Below are 13903 nucleotides of genomic sequence, written 5' to 3'. Positions count from 1 at the left end.
CGCATCTTTTTCGCAATACTCTTCCCGGTATATTGTGCCCGTCGCGGTTCATTCCATGCCGCCTCCTCAGGCCTGCTCAAATCCCTGAATCTCCCGGACCCGAAACTCCGCCCCGAGCGCCGCCGCGACCTGGGCGGAACGCTCCAGATCGACGCCGGGATAATGGACCACCGATACGGTGACCTTGGGAATGTAGCGTTTGCTGCGGCGGGCGAACTCGCATACCGCAGGAAAGGCTTGTAAGCCGTAGGGCGAATGGGTCAGCCGCTGGTAGGCCTCGGCATCCGGCGCGTTCAGGCTGATGGAGATGCCATCGATCAGCCCTTGCAGTTGGGGCAGGACGTCGAAGCCCAAAAAAAGATCGGCCAGACCGTTGGTGTTGATCCGGATGGGAACGGAGGCCCGCTCCTTCAACCGCCGGGCTACTTCCGTCACGATCTCCGGCCGGAGCAACGGTTCGCCGTACCCGCAAAAAACCACTTCCCGGTATGGCGCGATGTCGCCGGCCGCCTCGATAACCTCATCCGCCGTGGGCTCGGCGTCCAGCCACAGATTGTAACCCACTCCCCCGGGGCTTTCCCGGATGCAAAAAACACACCCGTTCGGGCAGCGATTCGTAATATTTAGATATAAGGCGTCCCCCAGCCGGTAGGCGATGGCCGGCGCCGAATCCTTGGCCTGGTTCTGCTGGTTCATGCCGCTCCCTCCATCCATCGACTCGTTCTTTCCGAAATTAAAATCCTGCCACTCCAACCAGTATCATCCAAATTCCCTAAAATCATACGCGGCCGACATCTTTTCGGTTACAAACGGAACAAGCGCCGCGTATTGGCAGTGGTCTGCTCCATTACCTCCGCCAGGGGCAACTCCTTGATCTCCGCCAGCTTGGCGCCGACGAACCCGACATAGCCGGGCTCATTGCGCCGGCCGCGCCAGGGATGCGGCGCCAGGTACGGCGAATCGGTCTCCACCAGCAATTTGGCTAGCGGCAAGGCCGCCGCCACCTCCCGAAGCTTGGCCGCATTGGCGAAGGTGACGGGGCCGGCCAGCGAGATATGGAGCCCCAGCTTTAAAAAGCTCTCCGCCATGGGCAGGCTGCCGCTGTAACAATGCATGACCCCGCCGGCCGCGCCCAGGGGTTGCTCGGTCAAAATCATCAGGGTGTCCTGATGGGCCTCCCGGTTATGGATAATCACCGGCTTGTCGCAGTCCGCCGCCAACTGCAGTTGCGCTTTGAAGGCGATGCGTTGCTGCTCCGGAGCAGAATAATTGTAATGATAATCCAGCCCGATCTCGCCAAGGGCCACGACCCGTGGATGCCCCAGCAACTGGCGGAGCCGGCCCGCCACCTCCGCATCCCAGATCTTCGCATCATGCGGGTGGATGCCCACCGCCGCGCGGAGCGGCTCATGCCGCTCCGCCAGTTGGATCGCCCGCTCCGAGGATGGCAGGTCGAAGCCGACGACGATCATGGCCTCCACCCCTGCGGCCCCCGCCCGCTCAAGGACCTCCTCGCAATCGGCTGCAAACGCCTCGTCGTTGAGATGGCAATGGCTATCGATCCACATGGGTTCTACCGCACCTTCGCGCCTGCGCCGATTTCGGCCTCCGGCCGTACCAGCGCCAGCTTGCCGTCTTCATTGGAGGCGGCCAGCAGCATCCCCTCGGAGAGGAGTCCCCGCAGTTTGGCTGGCTTGAGATTGGCCACCACCACGATTTCTTTCCCGACCAATTGCTCCGGCTGGTAATGCTGGGCAATCCCCGCCACAATCTGCCGTTCGGCCCCGAGTACCTTGACCTTGAGGCGGAGCAGCTTGTCGGATTTCTCCACCCGCTCGGCTTCCAGAACTTTGGCCACCCGAAGGTCGATCCGGGCGAAATCCTCAATGGTAATCTGTTCGATGCCGGGCTGTTCCGGCTGGGGTGGTGTCGCTGTCACAGTCTTTTCCTCCTTGGGTGTTTCCGGTTTGGATGCTTCCTTCTTTTCATCCTCGATCCGCGGGAAGATCGGGTTGCCTTTCCGGGTCACGGTACCCGGCTGCAAACCGCCCCACTGGCTCGCGGACTGATAATCCTGCTCGGCCGGAATGCCGTCCACGCCGAGTTGATTCCAAATCTTGCCCGGGGTCTCGACCAGGAAAGGCACCAGCAGCACCGCGGACAGCCGTAAAGTTTCGGCCATGGTATACAGCACGGTATGCAAGCGCTCCCGGCCGTCCGGCTGTTTGGCGAGCGCCCAGGGCGCGGCCTCGTCGATATACTTATTGGCTCTGCTCACCAGCTTGAAGATGGCGATCAGCGCGTTGTTGACTTCCAGCTTAGCCATGGCCTCGCTCATCTCCCGGATGCTCTGGCGCGCCTGGTCGATAACCTGTTGGTCCAGCTCCTGATAGGCGCCGGGCGTCGGAATGACCCCGCCGTTGAACTTTTCGATCATCGATAACGACCGGTGCAGCAAGTTGCCCAGGTCGTTGGCGAGATCCTGGTTGGTACGAAGGATCAACGCCTCTTCGGTATAGGAACCGTCGGAGCCGAAGGGGATCTCCCGCAACAGGTAGTAGCGGATGGGATCCAGGCCGTATTTGGCGATCAATACCGCCGGGTCGATCACGTTCCCCTTGGATTTGGACATTTTTCCGCCTTCCAGGACCAGCCAGCCGTGGCCGAAAACCTGTTTCGGCAGCGGCAGACCCAAGGCCATCAAGATAATCGGCCAGTAAATGGTGTGAAAACGGACGATCTCCTTTCCCACCAGGTGCAGTTCGGCCGGCCAGAATTTGCGGAACAATTCAGTCTCTTCCGGATAGCCCAGCGCCGTGATGTAATTGGAAAGGGCGTCCAGCCAGACGTAGATGACGTGCTTCGGATCGAAGGTAATCGGAATCCCCCAGCTGAAGGTGGTCCGCGACACACAGAGATCCTCCAACCCCGGCTTGAGGAAGTTGTTGACCATTTCGTTCTTGCGCGAGACCGGCTGGATGAATTCGGGATGCTCCTCAATATGCCGGATCAAACGATCGGCGTATTTGGACATCCGGAAGAAGTAGCTCTCCTCCTTGACCAGCTCGACCTCGCGGCCACAATCCGGGCATTTGCCGTCCTGTAACTGCCGTTCCAGCCAGAAAGCCTCGCAAGGCGTACAGTACCAGCCCTGGTACTCGCTTTTGTAGATATCCCCCTGCTGGTAAAGGCGGTCGAAGATCTGCTGGACCGCTCGCTCGTGCCGTTCCTCGGTGGTACGGATGAAATCGTCGTTGCTGATCTGAAAGAGCTGCCACAGCTGCTTGATGTTAGCCACGATCCCGTCCACATAGGCCTGGGGAGTCACCCCGGCCGCCTCGGCCCGGCGCTGAATCTTTTGGCCATGTTCGTCGGTGCCGGTCAAAAACCAGACTTCGTCCCCGATCTGCCGGTGATAACGGGCCAAGGCGTCGGCCACCACCGTGGTGTACGCATGCCCGATATGCAGATTGTCACTGGGATAATAGATTGGTGTCGTCAGATAAAACTTGCCCATGCGAATCCCCCTCTGCGAACGTTTCGATTTCCTGAAAATCAAAATAAAAAAACCCCTTATCCCCGGCAGGGGACGAGAGGTTAGCCTTCGTGGTACCACCCCAATTCTCCTCCAAAACGATACCCGGCAAAAAGACAGCTGCTGCCGGAAGCGGCATCGTTTCCCCAACATCGCCAGAGCGAAAGCACCGTCTCAGCTTACTTTGGGTGGAGGACTTGGATCCTTAACGCGGAAAACGACCGAATCTACTGCGACAATCGGCTTCGCCAATTCTCGATTCGACCGGTAACTCCGGAATCATTTTCCTTACCGAATCCGACCGGACTCTCACCTGCGCCGGTTCTCTGAAAAACGGATCTCCGTAAGTACTCTTTCCTTCACTGTTGATCAACGATTCAATTGTCCGAACCATCGGGATTGGTAAAATTACTATATCCACTTCAGCCGGTTTTGTCAAGTGTTTTCCCAATAAATACCGGTAAACTTCCGCGCCGCGCCTGCCGAAATAATTACCGTTATCATCCGACGCCCATTACCAAATTATCAATAGACCGCCAAAAAATTTACTGGAATTTAAGGAAAAAAACTAAATATTTTTTTTGGATTAAATTGACTTTGAAAGTAAATATAGGTATAATAGTGTTGATGATTGTCGAATTTTAACGAAAGGAGTGACGAATCATGATGAAATCTACAGGGATCGTGAGAAAAGTCGACGAATTGGGAAGGGTGGTTATTCCGATCGAACTGCGCCGGACCCTTCAGATCGACGAAAAAGACGCGCTTGAAATTTATGTAGACAGCGAGAAAATCATCTTGAAAAAATACGAACCTGCCTGTATCTTCTGCGGAAATGCCGAAGGTATCCGGGATTTCAAAGGCAAGAACATTTGCAAATCCTGCCTGGAATCCATGAAGGGCGCTTGCTAATACAGATATAGAGAGTTTTTTAGGAGGAAAGGAGGAGGTTAAGCCTCCTCTTTGTTTTTCCCTTTTTTTTGAAGGTACAATTGGTAAATCTCGCGGGTGCCGCGGCCGGTCTGCCGGGCGATCGCCTTCAGATTCTCTCTCAAACTGCCGTTCCGGTTGTCCAGGTTATTTAAAATTTCTTCCAAATCTGGGTTTGTCGAATCCTGTCGGATGATTTCCGGTGCTAAACAGCCTTCGACCAGGATCGTAAACTCTCCTTTGACGCCATTGCGCTCCAACTCCGCCAGCACTTCGCTGATGCTCCCGCGGATAAACTGTTCATGGACTTTGGTCAATTCCCGCGCCAGGACGATGGAACGATCCCCCAGCGCCGCCTGGATATTCTTGAGGGTCTGTACCAAGCGGTGCGGCGCCTCGTACCAAATGAGCGTCCCAGGGAACTCTTTGAGCCGCTCCAGCTGTTGCAGCTGCTCTGTCTTGCGACGGGGCAAAAACCCCCCGAACCGGAAGGAGCTTGAATCCAGCCCCGAGGCGGCCAGTGCGGTAACGACCGCCGAAGGACCGGGGACCGGGACCACGCGGATCCCCTGGCGCACCGCCTCCGCCACCAGCCATTGGCCGGGATCGGAGATCCCCGGCATTCCGGCGTCGGAGACCAGGGCCACGTTGGCGCCGGTCCGCAGCCGGCTGATGATGCCGTCGGCCCGCTCCCGCTCATTATGCTGATGATAGCTGAGCAAGGGCCGCTTGATTTCAAAATAATTCAGCAACTTTAGGGTATGCCGGGTATCCTCGGCGGCGATCAGATCGACCTCCCGCAGAGTCCGCAATGCCCGTTGCGTAATATCCTCCAGATTCCCCAGCGGCGTCCCCACCAGATACAGCGTTCCCGTTTGCGCTTGCGTTTGCTCTTCCGTCATGACAATCCCCTATTCTCTCCAACCTTTTTCCGCCGGGCGGATCCGCTTTCTCTTCACTTTAGAATATCCAACAGATTGGCGAGCAACCGCCGGTTCTGCGGCCGGAGGCCCACCGCCGCCCGGAAATAATCGGGGCCCAGCCCGGCAAAGTTCCGGCAATCCCGGACCAGGATTCCCCGCTCTCCCAGCCTCCGGATGAATTCCGTGCCGTTCAGGTCCGGATGCCCGACCTTGGCCAGGAAGTAGTTGACTTCCCAAGGATAGACGGTCAAACCGTTCACCCCGGCGAGCCGCTGCGCCAGCCAGCGGTTCTCCCGCGCCAGCCGCTCCCGGGTCCGCGCCAGGAACTTGGGCTCGATGATGGCGGGGATCAGGGCCTGCGCCAAGCGATTGACGTTCCATGGATCCAGGGCGGCCTCCAACGAACGTACGATGTCCGCGCCGGCCAGGAGCAGTCCCAACCGCAACCCGGGAATTGCGCCGATCTTCGTCAGGGAGTTCAGCACCAGCAGCCTGGGAAACTCGTCCAGGTAACGGACTACGCTCGATTCGGGGAGCGCGCCGCAGAACCAGAGGAACGATTCATCCACCAGCGTCCAGGCCTGCCTGGCTTCGGCCAGCCGGATCAGGTCCAGGAGCGCGGCCTCCGGGAAGCGGCGGCCCGTCGGGTTATTGGGCTGGCAGATGAATAAGATATCGCCGGGGGCCAGGATCTGCCGGGCCGGGACCGGGTCGATTCCGAAAGCGGCGGTCAGGGGCAGCCGCGCCACCGGTTTGCCGCGCTGCTCGAAAGCCCGGGCATATTCGGAAAAGGTCGGCTCGAAAACGACCGCCCGCCGCGCCGGCAGGATCTCCGGCAGGCTGTGGATCAGCTCGGCGGCGCCGTTCCCCAGCGCCAGCCGATCGGCGGATACCCTAAAAAAGGCCGCCAGCGCGGCCCGCCCGTCCCGCGAATACGGCTGGGGATACCGCCGGACCGCCGGAAGGCTGGCGAGGAGTCTGAGCCAGCCGGCCGGAGGCGGCCCCCAGGGGTTGACATTGATGCTGAGATCGAGAAAACTGCGGCGGCGGTGTACCCGCCGCGCCGCTTCGATATTGCCGCCATGGTCGCCGCCGGCGGCCGGGATCGTCTGGAGTCGCTCCGTCATTGTAAGCAAGCCTACTTTACCGTTTCTTCGAAAACCCGGCCTCAGCCGGGAAACTTGACCAGCAGCACCGCCCAGCCCAGCAGTTCCAGCAGTTCATTGGTTGCGCCCAGAATATCGCCGGTGATTCCGCCGAACCGCCGCCGGATGAAGGGCGCCAGCAGCGCCAGGGCCGCCAGGGCCGCTCCCAGAACGGCCAGGGAGCCGGTTCCGGCCCAGAGCGCCGCCGCCAGCGTCAGGCCGGTCGCCAGCGCCAGAGTGGCCGTCTTATTGGGGAGCTGGAAGATGCGCAGCAGACCCTGGGAGACCGAGGGCTGGGTGGCCATGAAGCAGGCCATGCCCCAGCGGGAAACCACCGGCACCAGGACCAGCATGGCCGGGGATTGATCCAGGAGTTGCGGCAGCATCAGCGTCTTGCCCAGCGCCAGGAAGATCAGGGCCATGCCGCCGAACGCCCCCAGCCGGCTGTCCTTCATGATCGCCAAACGCCGCTCGGGGCTGGATCCGCCCAGGCCGTCGGCGGTGTCGGCGAAGCCGTCCCAGTGGATCGCCCCGTTCAGCCAGACGCCGGCAAAGACCGTCAGCCAGGCGGCCACCGGGAGCGGCAAGAGCCGGCCCAGGCCATGCAGACCAGCCCAGGCCGTCAGGCCGAACAGCACGCCCGCGGCCGGGAAAAACCCCACCGCCCGGCCGAAATCCGCCGCCGCCGCGTCGCGCGGGCCGACCGGCAGAATCGTCAGGAAACCCACCGCAGTGCGGAAGGCCCGTAACATCTTCATGGAGCGTCACCTCACCCTTTGATCCGCACCGGTATTCCGCTGACCACCAGATAGACCTGGTCGCAGGCTGCGGCCAGCGCTTGATTGGCGAGCCCCGCCAGATCGCGGAAACTCCGCGCCAGGGCATTCTCGGGGACGATGCCCAGCCCCACTTCGCCCGCAACCAGGATCACTCCGGCGGGGCAGTCCCGGAGGGCCGACGCCAGGTCATGGAGGGTCGCGCCGAAAAGCGCCTCTCGCGCCGCCGGGTCCTCCCCCTCGTGGGCGAAGAGCCAGTTGCTGACGTACAAGGTCAGACAATCGATCAACACGGTCGTCCCGGCCCGGGAGCGGCGGAGTACTCCCGCCAGATCCAGAGGCTCCTCCACCGTCTCCCATTCGGGCGGCCGCCGCTCCCGGTGAGCGGCGATGCGCCGCCGCATCTCCTCATCGAGCGGCGCGGCGGTGGCCACATAGACCACCGGAGCGGCCGACTCCGCCGCCAATTTCTCGGCGAAGCGGCTTTTGCCGGAACGGGCCCCGCCGGTGACCAGCACATGCGGCGGGTTCATGCTTCCCCTTTGGCGACGCCGGCCGATTCGAAGGTCGCCATCTCCCGCAGGGTTTTCAACGCGGCATCGATAATGCCGAAGGCCAGCACCGCGCCGGTCCCTTCGCCCAAGCGCATCTCCAGTTCGAGAAGGGGTTTCAGGCCCAGGAGCTCCAATAAGCGGCGGTGCGCCGCCTCCGCCGAGCAGTGCGAGGCGATCATGTAGCCGGACGCCAGAGGGGCCAGGCGCGCCGCCACCAGCGCGGCGGCGCTGCTGATGAAGCCGTCGATCACCACCGGAACCCGCCGGGCCGCCGCTCCCAGGATCAGTCCGGCCAGGCCGGCGATGTCCAGGCCGCCAACCTTGGCGAGAACATCCAGGGGGTCGGCCGGGTCGGGCCGGTTGACCGCCAGCGCCCGGTCGATCACCGCCGCCTTGCGGCCGACCGCCGCCGCATCCAGCCCGGTGCCCCGGCCGGTCACCGCCGCAGCGGCCTGGCCGGTGAAGGCGGCCACGATCGCACTGGAGGCGGTGGTATTGCCGATGCCCATCTCGCCGGTGGCCAGGAGCCGGTAGCCCCGGTCGATCAGCTCCCCGGCCACCGCGATCCCCACTTCCAGGGCTTGGACCGCTTCTTCCCGGGTCAGCGCCGGACCCTGCGCCATATTGGCGCTTCCCAAGCGGACTTTTTTGGAGATGACCTGGGGATGGTCGATGGGCGCGGCGACCCCGACATCCACCACCACGACATCCGCCCCGGCGTGGCGGGCCAGCACATTGATGGCCGCGCCGCCGTTACAAAAGTTGGCCACCATCTGGACCGTGACTTCCTGGGGAAAGGCGCTGACCCCCTCGGCCACCACGCCGTGGTCAGCGGCCATTACCACCACCGCCTTTGGCGCGGCCACCTCCGGAAAGGCCTGGCCCGTGATCCCGCCCAGCTGGGCGGCGATGCTTTCCAGTACTCCGAGGCTCCCCGGCGGTTTGGTCAACGTATCCTCATAGACCCGGATCGCCTGAATCGCCTGTTGATCCAGGCCTTGAATCCGCTTCAGGGTATTTTGCAATCCATTCATTATCCGATTTCCTCCGTTCCCTTGAATCCTGAAATGTGGGCCGCTCCGGCCCCGCCCCGGGCGACCCCCGCCCGATCCGGGGCCTCTCCCGCGCGGCACCGGGCTCCTTAGGCCTGGCTTGGGGCGGCTATTGCCCCATGGCGGGCCGGCGCTGCCCGCGTCCGGGGTGGCTCCGCCCCGGCCGGGGCCGCCGGCGCGGGGAGGAGGGCCATTCCCGCCGGAGCGGAGGCGGCCGCTGCCCGGCCGTTCCGGTTAGCCTTGCATTCCCAGCCCGATGACTGCGGCGAGCACTAGCCATAAAACCGTCGCCCCGTTCAGCAGGCGGACGGCGCGCCGCAGATCCTCCGCTTCCAGGGGGCGGTCGGGGTTCCCCAGATAAGCCCGGAATGAGGTTCGGCCGTGATACACATTGAAGCCGCCCAGGCGAATCCCCAGCGCCCCGGCGACGGCCGCCTCCGGCCAGCCTCCGTTGGGGCTGGGGTGCTTCCGGGCGTCCCGCCGCATGATCCGCCAGGACTGCCGGGCAGCGCCGCCCAGCAGCCCGGCGGCGGCCACCAGCAGCAGCCCGGTCAGCCGGGCCGGGAGATAGTTGGCCAGATCGTCCAGCCGGGCGGCGGCCCAGCCGAAATGGCGAAAACGCTCGTTCTTATAGCCCAGCATCGAATCGAGCGTATTGACGGCCCGGTAGGCCATGGCCAGCGGCGTCCCGCCCAGCAGGCCGTAACAGAGCGGAGCGATGATCCCGTCCACGGTATTCTCAGCCACCGATTCCACGCCGGCCCGGACCACTTCCGCCTCCCCCAGGCCGCCGGTGTCCCGGCCGACGATCTTTCCCGCTTCCGCCCGGGCCGCCGCCAGATCGCCGTTCCGCAAGGCGCGGTAGATGGCGCTCCCCGCCTCCTGCAAGCCGCGCCGGGCCACGGTGGTTCCCATCAGCCAGGCGTTGACCGGCCAATACAGCCAGCCGACGGGGCCAAGCCATTCCAAGAGCAGCAGCGTCGCTCCGAAGGCCAGGCCCACCACCAGGCCGACGGTGAGAATGCCCAGCCAGCGCAGGAGGAGCGGCGAACGGCCCGGCCGGTTCAGCCATCGTTCCAGCCCGGCGATGACCCATCCCAGCCCCACCACCGGATGGGGCAGCCGCGGCGGGTCGCCCACCAGTCCGTCGACGCCCAGCCCGCTGAGAACCGTCAGCAAATTAGGCGCTGCCACGTTCGAACCCCATCCATTCATAGATCGTCGCCAGATCGAGATGCTGGCGGAGCACCGCCGCCAGTCGCCGGTAACTCCCCTCGCGGACCTCCCGGAAGGATGGGCCGGCCGGCTGGTCCGGCAGCCCCTTCCGCCGCCGGGCCAGCCGGAGCAGGTGGTTGCGGAAGAAATCATTGTCCAGGCAGCCATGGAGATAGGTCCCGAAGAGCCGCTGCTCCAGCTGGCAGCCTTCCCAGCCCCCGTCCGCCAGGCGGAACAGATTGGCGTTGCCGGTGATCTCGCTGATCCCCTGATGGATCTCATACCCCTGGATCGGATGGTCCGTCCCGGCGCCGTCCGGCCAGACCGCGTCCACCTGCCGGAGCGTCTTGTCCCGGGCTTCGAAACGGGTAATGACGGGCAGAAGGCCCAGACCCGGCAGCTGCGGCAGCTCCGACTCCAGCCCCGCCGGGTCGTGAATCTCCCGGCCCAGCATCTGGTAGCCGCCGCAGATGCCGAGGATCAGGGTCCGCTCCGCCAAGGCGGCGATCCGCTCCGCCAGCCCGCTCTGGCGCAGCCAGGCCAGATCGGCGGTGGTGTTCTTGGTGCCGGGGAGGATGATCAGGTCGACCCCGTCCAGCTCGTCCGGGCGTTCGATGTAACGGACCGTCACCCCGGGATCGCAGCGCAACGCGTCGAAGTCGGTAAAATTGGCGATCCGCGGCAGCCGGATCACACCGGCCACGATCCCGGCACCGCCGCGCGCCGGCCCGTCGGGCAATCCCAGCGAATCTTCCTCCGGCAGCTCCAGCCGGACATAGGGCAAAACGCCCAGGATCGGCAGGCCGAGCCGCTCCTCCAGGAAATCCAGGCCGGGCTGGAGCAGTCCCCGGTCGCCCCGGAATTTATTGATGATGATGCCCTTCACCCGCCGCCGTTCCTCCGGCGCCAGGAGCTCCATCGTTCCGACCAGCGCGGCCAGGCAGCCGCCCCGGTCGATGTCGCCCACCAGGATCACCGGAGCGTCGGCCATCGCGGCGATGGTCATATTGGCGATGTCGTGGGCGCGCAGGTTAATCTCGGCCGGACTGCCCGCTCCCTCGATCACCACGATCTGATAGTCCCGGCGCAATTCCTCCAGGCATTCCCGGACGGTCTCCAGCGCCTGGCCCGTCACTTCCTCCCGGTACTGGCGGGCCTCGAAGTCCCCGAACGGTTTTCCTCTCAAAATGACCTGGGCCCGGCGGTCCCCCTTCGGCTTCAGCAGCACCGGATTCATGGCCACCGTCGGCGTCACCCGGGCCGCCTCGGCCTGCATCGTCTGGGAGCGGCTGATCTCGCAACCGTCGGGGGTCACCGCCGAATTGAGGGCCATGTTCTGCGACTTGAAAGGGGCCACCCGGTAGCCGTCCTCCCGGAAGACCCGGCAGAGGCCGGCGACGATCAGGCTCTTGCCCACGCTGGAGGAGGTCCCTTGAATCATTACGGTCCGGGCCGGCATCAGCGGCCTCCCAGTTCCGGCAGGGCATCCCGGACCGCGCTTAACGCCTGTTCCAGATCGGCGCTGCCGTGGGCGGTCGAAAGGAAACAGGTCTCGAACTGTCCGGGGCTGAAATAAAAACCCCGCTCCAGCATGGCGTGGAAGAACCGGGCGTAACGCTCCCGGTCGCTCCGGCTGGCGCTCTCGTAGTCCACGACCGGGCCGGGGTTGAAAAAGACGGTGAACAGCGATTCCGCCTGATTGACGGTGGCCGGGATCCCGGCCCGCTCGAACAGGGCCCGCAGCTCCGCGGCAAAGGCAGCGGTCCTTTGGGCCAGTTCGGGGTAGGGTTGCAGCTCCTGCAACAGCCGCAGGGTAGTCAGGCCGGCGGCCACCGCCAGCGGGTTGCCGGAGAGGGTTCCGGCCTGGTAGACCGGGCCTTCCGGGGCCAATAACGCCATCAGCTCCCGTTTGCCGCCGTAGGCCCCCACCGGCAGGCCGCCGCCGATGATCTTGCCCAGGCAGGTCAGGTCGGGCTCGATGCCGTAAAGGGTCTGCACTCCGCCGTAAGCGACCCGGAAACCGGTGATCACTTCGTCGAAGATCAAGGCCGCGCCGCTGGCGGCGGTCAGCCGCCGCAGCTCCTCCAGATACCCCGGATGGGGCAGCACCAGTCCCATGTTGCCGGGGAACGGCTCCACGATCACCGCCGCGATCTCCCCGCCCCGGGCGGCAAAGGCCTCCGCCAAGGCTTCCCCGTCGTTAAACGGCAGGATCAGGGTTTGGCCGGAAACCGCGGCCGTCACCCCCAGCGAATCCGGAACGCCCAGAGTGGCCGCTCCGGAGCCGGCCTTCACCAGCAAGCTGTCGGAATGCCCGTGGTAACAGCCGGCGAATTTCACCAGCAAACTCCGGCCGGTATGGGCCCGGGCCAAGCGGATGGCGCTCATGGTGGCCTCGGTGCCCGAGTTGACCAGGCGGACCTGGTCCATGCCGGGGAAGGCCGCCAGAATCGTCTCCGCCAGGACCACTTCGGCCTCGGTGGGCGCTCCGAAGCTGGTCCCGTCGGCCATGACCCGCTCCAGGGCGGCCAAGATCTCCGGCCGGGCATGGCCCAGGATCAGGGGCCCCCACGAGCCGACGAAATCCAGATAGCGCCGGCCGTCGACGTCCCACAAATAGGCTCCGGAACCCTTGGCGATAAAGCGCGGCGTTCCGCCGACCGAGCGGAACGCCCGCACCGGGCTGTTCACTCCGCCGGGGATCGAGCGGAGCGCCCGCTCGAAAAGCTGTCCGGAACGCTCCGGACGGATGGGTTCAGCCATAATACTTCCCTTCCTCCCGCAACCAGACCGCCGCCTCTTTAGCGTGGTAGGTAATGATGGCCGATGCGCCGGCCCGTTTGATCGACCGCAAAATCTCCAGGCTGATCCGTTTGCCGTCGACCCAGCCCCGGGCGGCGGCCGCCTTGACCATGGCATACTCGCCGCTGACATTGTAAGCCACCGCCGGGATGTTGAACTGCTGCCGGGCGCGCTGCAGAATGTCCAGGTAGCTCAGGGCCGGCTTGATGATGATCATGTCGGCGCCCTCCTCGATATCGGAGGCGATCTCCCGCATCGCCTCGTCGCTGTTGGCCGGATCCATCTGATAGGTCGAACGGTCGCCGAATTGCGGCGCCGAATCAGCCGCCTCCCGGAACGGCCCGTAGAAAGCGGAGGCGTACTTGGCGGCATAGGACAGGATCGGCAAATTCTCGAAACCGTTGGCATCCAGAATGCTGCGCATCGCCCCCACCCGGCCGTCCATCATGTCCGAGGGGGCGATGATGTCCACCCCGGCTTTGGCGTATGATAGGGCCACCTGTTGCAGGATCTTCAAGGTCACGTCGTTATCGATCAGGCAACCCTTGAGCACGCCGCAATGGCCGTGCGAAGTGTACTGGCAGAGGCAGAGGTCGGCGATGACCAGCAGATCGGGACGGTAGGTCTTGATCGTCTGAATGGCCCGCTGGACCGTTCCGTCGGCTTGGAAAGCGCTGGAGCCGATCTCGTCCTTCCATTCGGGCAAACCGAACAGCAGCACGCTTTGGATGCCCAAGGCGGTGATCTCGGCGATCTCCCGCGGCAATTGATCCACCGAGAGGTGATAATTGCCGGGCAAGGAGGTCAGTTCCTCCCGGACATTGGTCCCGGGAACCACGAACAAGGGGTAAATCAGATCATCGATCCGCAGCACGGTCTCGCGGAAGATATCGCGGATCGCCGGGTTCTGCCGCAACCGCCGCAAGCGTTGAATGGGAAAAGGCATATTCTCATCTCCTGATGCAGTTTTG

13 protein-coding genes are annotated in these 13903 nt (G+C 63.7%); 1 reads left to right on the top strand and 12 read right to left on the bottom strand.

Annotated elements, in window-relative coordinates; all coding sequences use genetic code 11:
- Positions 1–66: 66 nt before the first annotated feature.
- The 3 genes from EDC14_RS04595 to metG form a co-directional block, all read right to left on the bottom strand.
- On the bottom strand, positions 67–696 hold the full coding sequence (locus EDC14_RS04595; RefSeq protein WP_132013050.1) for a TatD family nuclease-associated radical SAM protein: 630 nt from the start codon (positions 694–696) through the stop codon (positions 67–69).
- A 107-nt stretch (positions 697–803) separates the two neighbouring features.
- Complete coding sequence (locus EDC14_RS04590) at positions 804–1568, bottom strand: TatD family hydrolase (protein ID WP_132013048.1); 765 nt, start codon at positions 1566–1568, stop codon at positions 804–806.
- Positions 1569–1573: 5 nt separating this feature from the next.
- Complete coding sequence (gene metG / locus EDC14_RS04585) at positions 1574–3688, bottom strand: methionine--tRNA ligase (protein ID WP_132013046.1); 2115 nt, start codon at positions 3686–3688, stop codon at positions 1574–1576.
- Between the two features lie 507 nt (positions 3689–4195).
- Here metG and EDC14_RS04580 point away from each other — a divergent pair.
- The gene (locus EDC14_RS04580; protein ID WP_279388732.1) at positions 4196–4447 is read left to right on the top strand and encodes an AbrB/MazE/SpoVT family DNA-binding domain-containing protein; all 252 of its coding nucleotides are present in this window, start codon (positions 4196–4198) and stop codon (positions 4445–4447) included.
- Positions 4448–4485: 38 nt separating this feature from the next.
- On the opposite strand, the gene rsmI is transcribed toward EDC14_RS04580, so the two are convergent.
- The 9 genes from rsmI to hemB form a co-directional block, all read right to left on the bottom strand.
- The gene (rsmI, locus tag EDC14_RS04575; protein ID WP_132013042.1) at positions 4486–5367 is read right to left on the bottom strand and encodes a 16S rRNA (cytidine(1402)-2'-O)-methyltransferase; all 882 of its coding nucleotides are present in this window, start codon (positions 5365–5367) and stop codon (positions 4486–4488) included.
- 53 nt (positions 5368–5420) lie between these two features.
- Positions 5421–6515: a pyridoxal phosphate-dependent aminotransferase gene (locus tag EDC14_RS04570; protein WP_132013040.1), complete on the bottom strand. Its 1095-nt coding sequence runs from the start codon at positions 6513–6515 to the stop codon at positions 5421–5423.
- 41 nt (positions 6516–6556) lie between these two features.
- Complete coding sequence (cobS, locus tag EDC14_RS04565) at positions 6557–7291, bottom strand: adenosylcobinamide-GDP ribazoletransferase (RefSeq protein WP_132013038.1); 735 nt, start codon at positions 7289–7291, stop codon at positions 6557–6559.
- Between the two features lie 11 nt (positions 7292–7302).
- Positions 7303–7842, bottom strand: coding sequence for a bifunctional adenosylcobinamide kinase/adenosylcobinamide-phosphate guanylyltransferase (gene cobU, locus EDC14_RS04560; protein WP_132013036.1), 540 nt, complete (start codon positions 7840–7842; stop codon positions 7303–7305).
- Complete coding sequence (cobT, locus tag EDC14_RS04555) at positions 7839–8897, bottom strand: nicotinate-nucleotide--dimethylbenzimidazole phosphoribosyltransferase (RefSeq protein WP_132013034.1); 1059 nt, start codon at positions 8895–8897, stop codon at positions 7839–7841. The genes cobU and cobT overlap by 4 nt, the downstream gene beginning before the upstream one ends.
- Before the next feature lie 252 nt (positions 8898–9149).
- On the bottom strand, positions 9150–10109 hold the full coding sequence (gene cbiB, locus EDC14_RS04550; protein ID WP_243662812.1) for an adenosylcobinamide-phosphate synthase CbiB: 960 nt from the start codon (positions 10107–10109) through the stop codon (positions 9150–9152).
- Positions 10096–11589 carry a cobyric acid synthase gene (locus EDC14_RS04545; protein WP_132013032.1) on the bottom strand — a complete coding sequence of 498 codons (1494 nt, stop codon included), beginning with the start codon at positions 11587–11589 and terminating at the stop codon, positions 10096–10098. The genes cbiB and EDC14_RS04545 overlap by 14 nt, the downstream gene beginning before the upstream one ends.
- Positions 11589–12893 carry a glutamate-1-semialdehyde 2,1-aminomutase gene (hemL, locus tag EDC14_RS04540; RefSeq protein WP_132013030.1) on the bottom strand — a complete coding sequence of 435 codons (1305 nt, stop codon included), beginning with the start codon at positions 12891–12893 and terminating at the stop codon, positions 11589–11591. The genes EDC14_RS04545 and hemL overlap by 1 nt, the downstream gene beginning before the upstream one ends.
- Positions 12886–13878 (bottom strand): porphobilinogen synthase, encoded by a 993-nt coding sequence (gene hemB / locus EDC14_RS04535; protein ID WP_132013029.1) that lies wholly within the window; start codon positions 13876–13878, stop codon positions 12886–12888. Before hemB ends, hemL begins: the two co-directional genes overlap by 8 nt.
- Positions 13879–13903 lie beyond the last annotated feature (25 nt).

The organism is Hydrogenispora ethanolica (assembly GCF_004340685.1).
GTDB classification, from domain to species: domain Bacteria; phylum Bacillota; class UBA4882; order UBA8346; family UBA8346; genus Hydrogenispora; species Hydrogenispora ethanolica.
The sequence above is the reverse complement of the archived record's forward strand: the minus strand, read 5'-3'. Positions and strand labels throughout refer to the sequence as shown.

Bases quoted from the DNA above. Each gene is read 5' to 3' on its own strand.
- cobT (WP_132013034.1), bottom strand. From the start codon at position 8,897: ATGAATGGATTGCAAAATACCCTGAAGCGGATTCAAGGCCTGGATCAA.
- EDC14_RS04595 (WP_132013050.1), bottom strand. From the start codon at position 696: ATGAACCAGCAGAACCAGGCCAAGGATTCGGCGCCGGCCATCGCCTAC.
- rsmI (WP_132013042.1), bottom strand. From the start codon at position 5,367: ATGACGGAAGAGCAAACGCAAGCGCAAACGGGAACGCTGTATCTGGTG.
- cobU (WP_132013036.1), bottom strand. From the start codon at position 7,842: ATGAACCCGCCGCATGTGCTGGTCACCGGCGGGGCCCGTTCCGGCAAA.
- EDC14_RS04570 (WP_132013040.1), bottom strand. From the start codon at position 6,515: ATGACGGAGCGACTCCAGACGATCCCGGCCGCCGGCGGCGACCATGGC.
- metG (WP_132013046.1), bottom strand. From the start codon at position 3,688: ATGTTGGGGAAACGATGCCGCTTCCGGCAGCAGCTGTCTTTTTGCCGG.
- hemB (WP_132013029.1), bottom strand. From the start codon at position 13,878: ATGCCTTTTCCCATTCAACGCTTGCGGCGGTTGCGGCAGAACCCGGCG.
- EDC14_RS04590 (WP_132013048.1), bottom strand. From the start codon at position 1,568: ATGTGGATCGATAGCCATTGCCATCTCAACGACGAGGCGTTTGCAGCC.
- hemL (WP_132013030.1), bottom strand. From the start codon at position 12,893: ATGGCTGAACCCATCCGTCCGGAGCGTTCCGGACAGCTTTTCGAGCGG.
- EDC14_RS04545 (WP_132013032.1), bottom strand. From the start codon at position 11,589: ATGCCGGCCCGGACCGTAATGATTCAAGGGACCTCCTCCAGCGTGGGC.
- cobS (WP_132013038.1), bottom strand. From the start codon at position 7,291: ATGAAGATGTTACGGGCCTTCCGCACTGCGGTGGGTTTCCTGACGATT.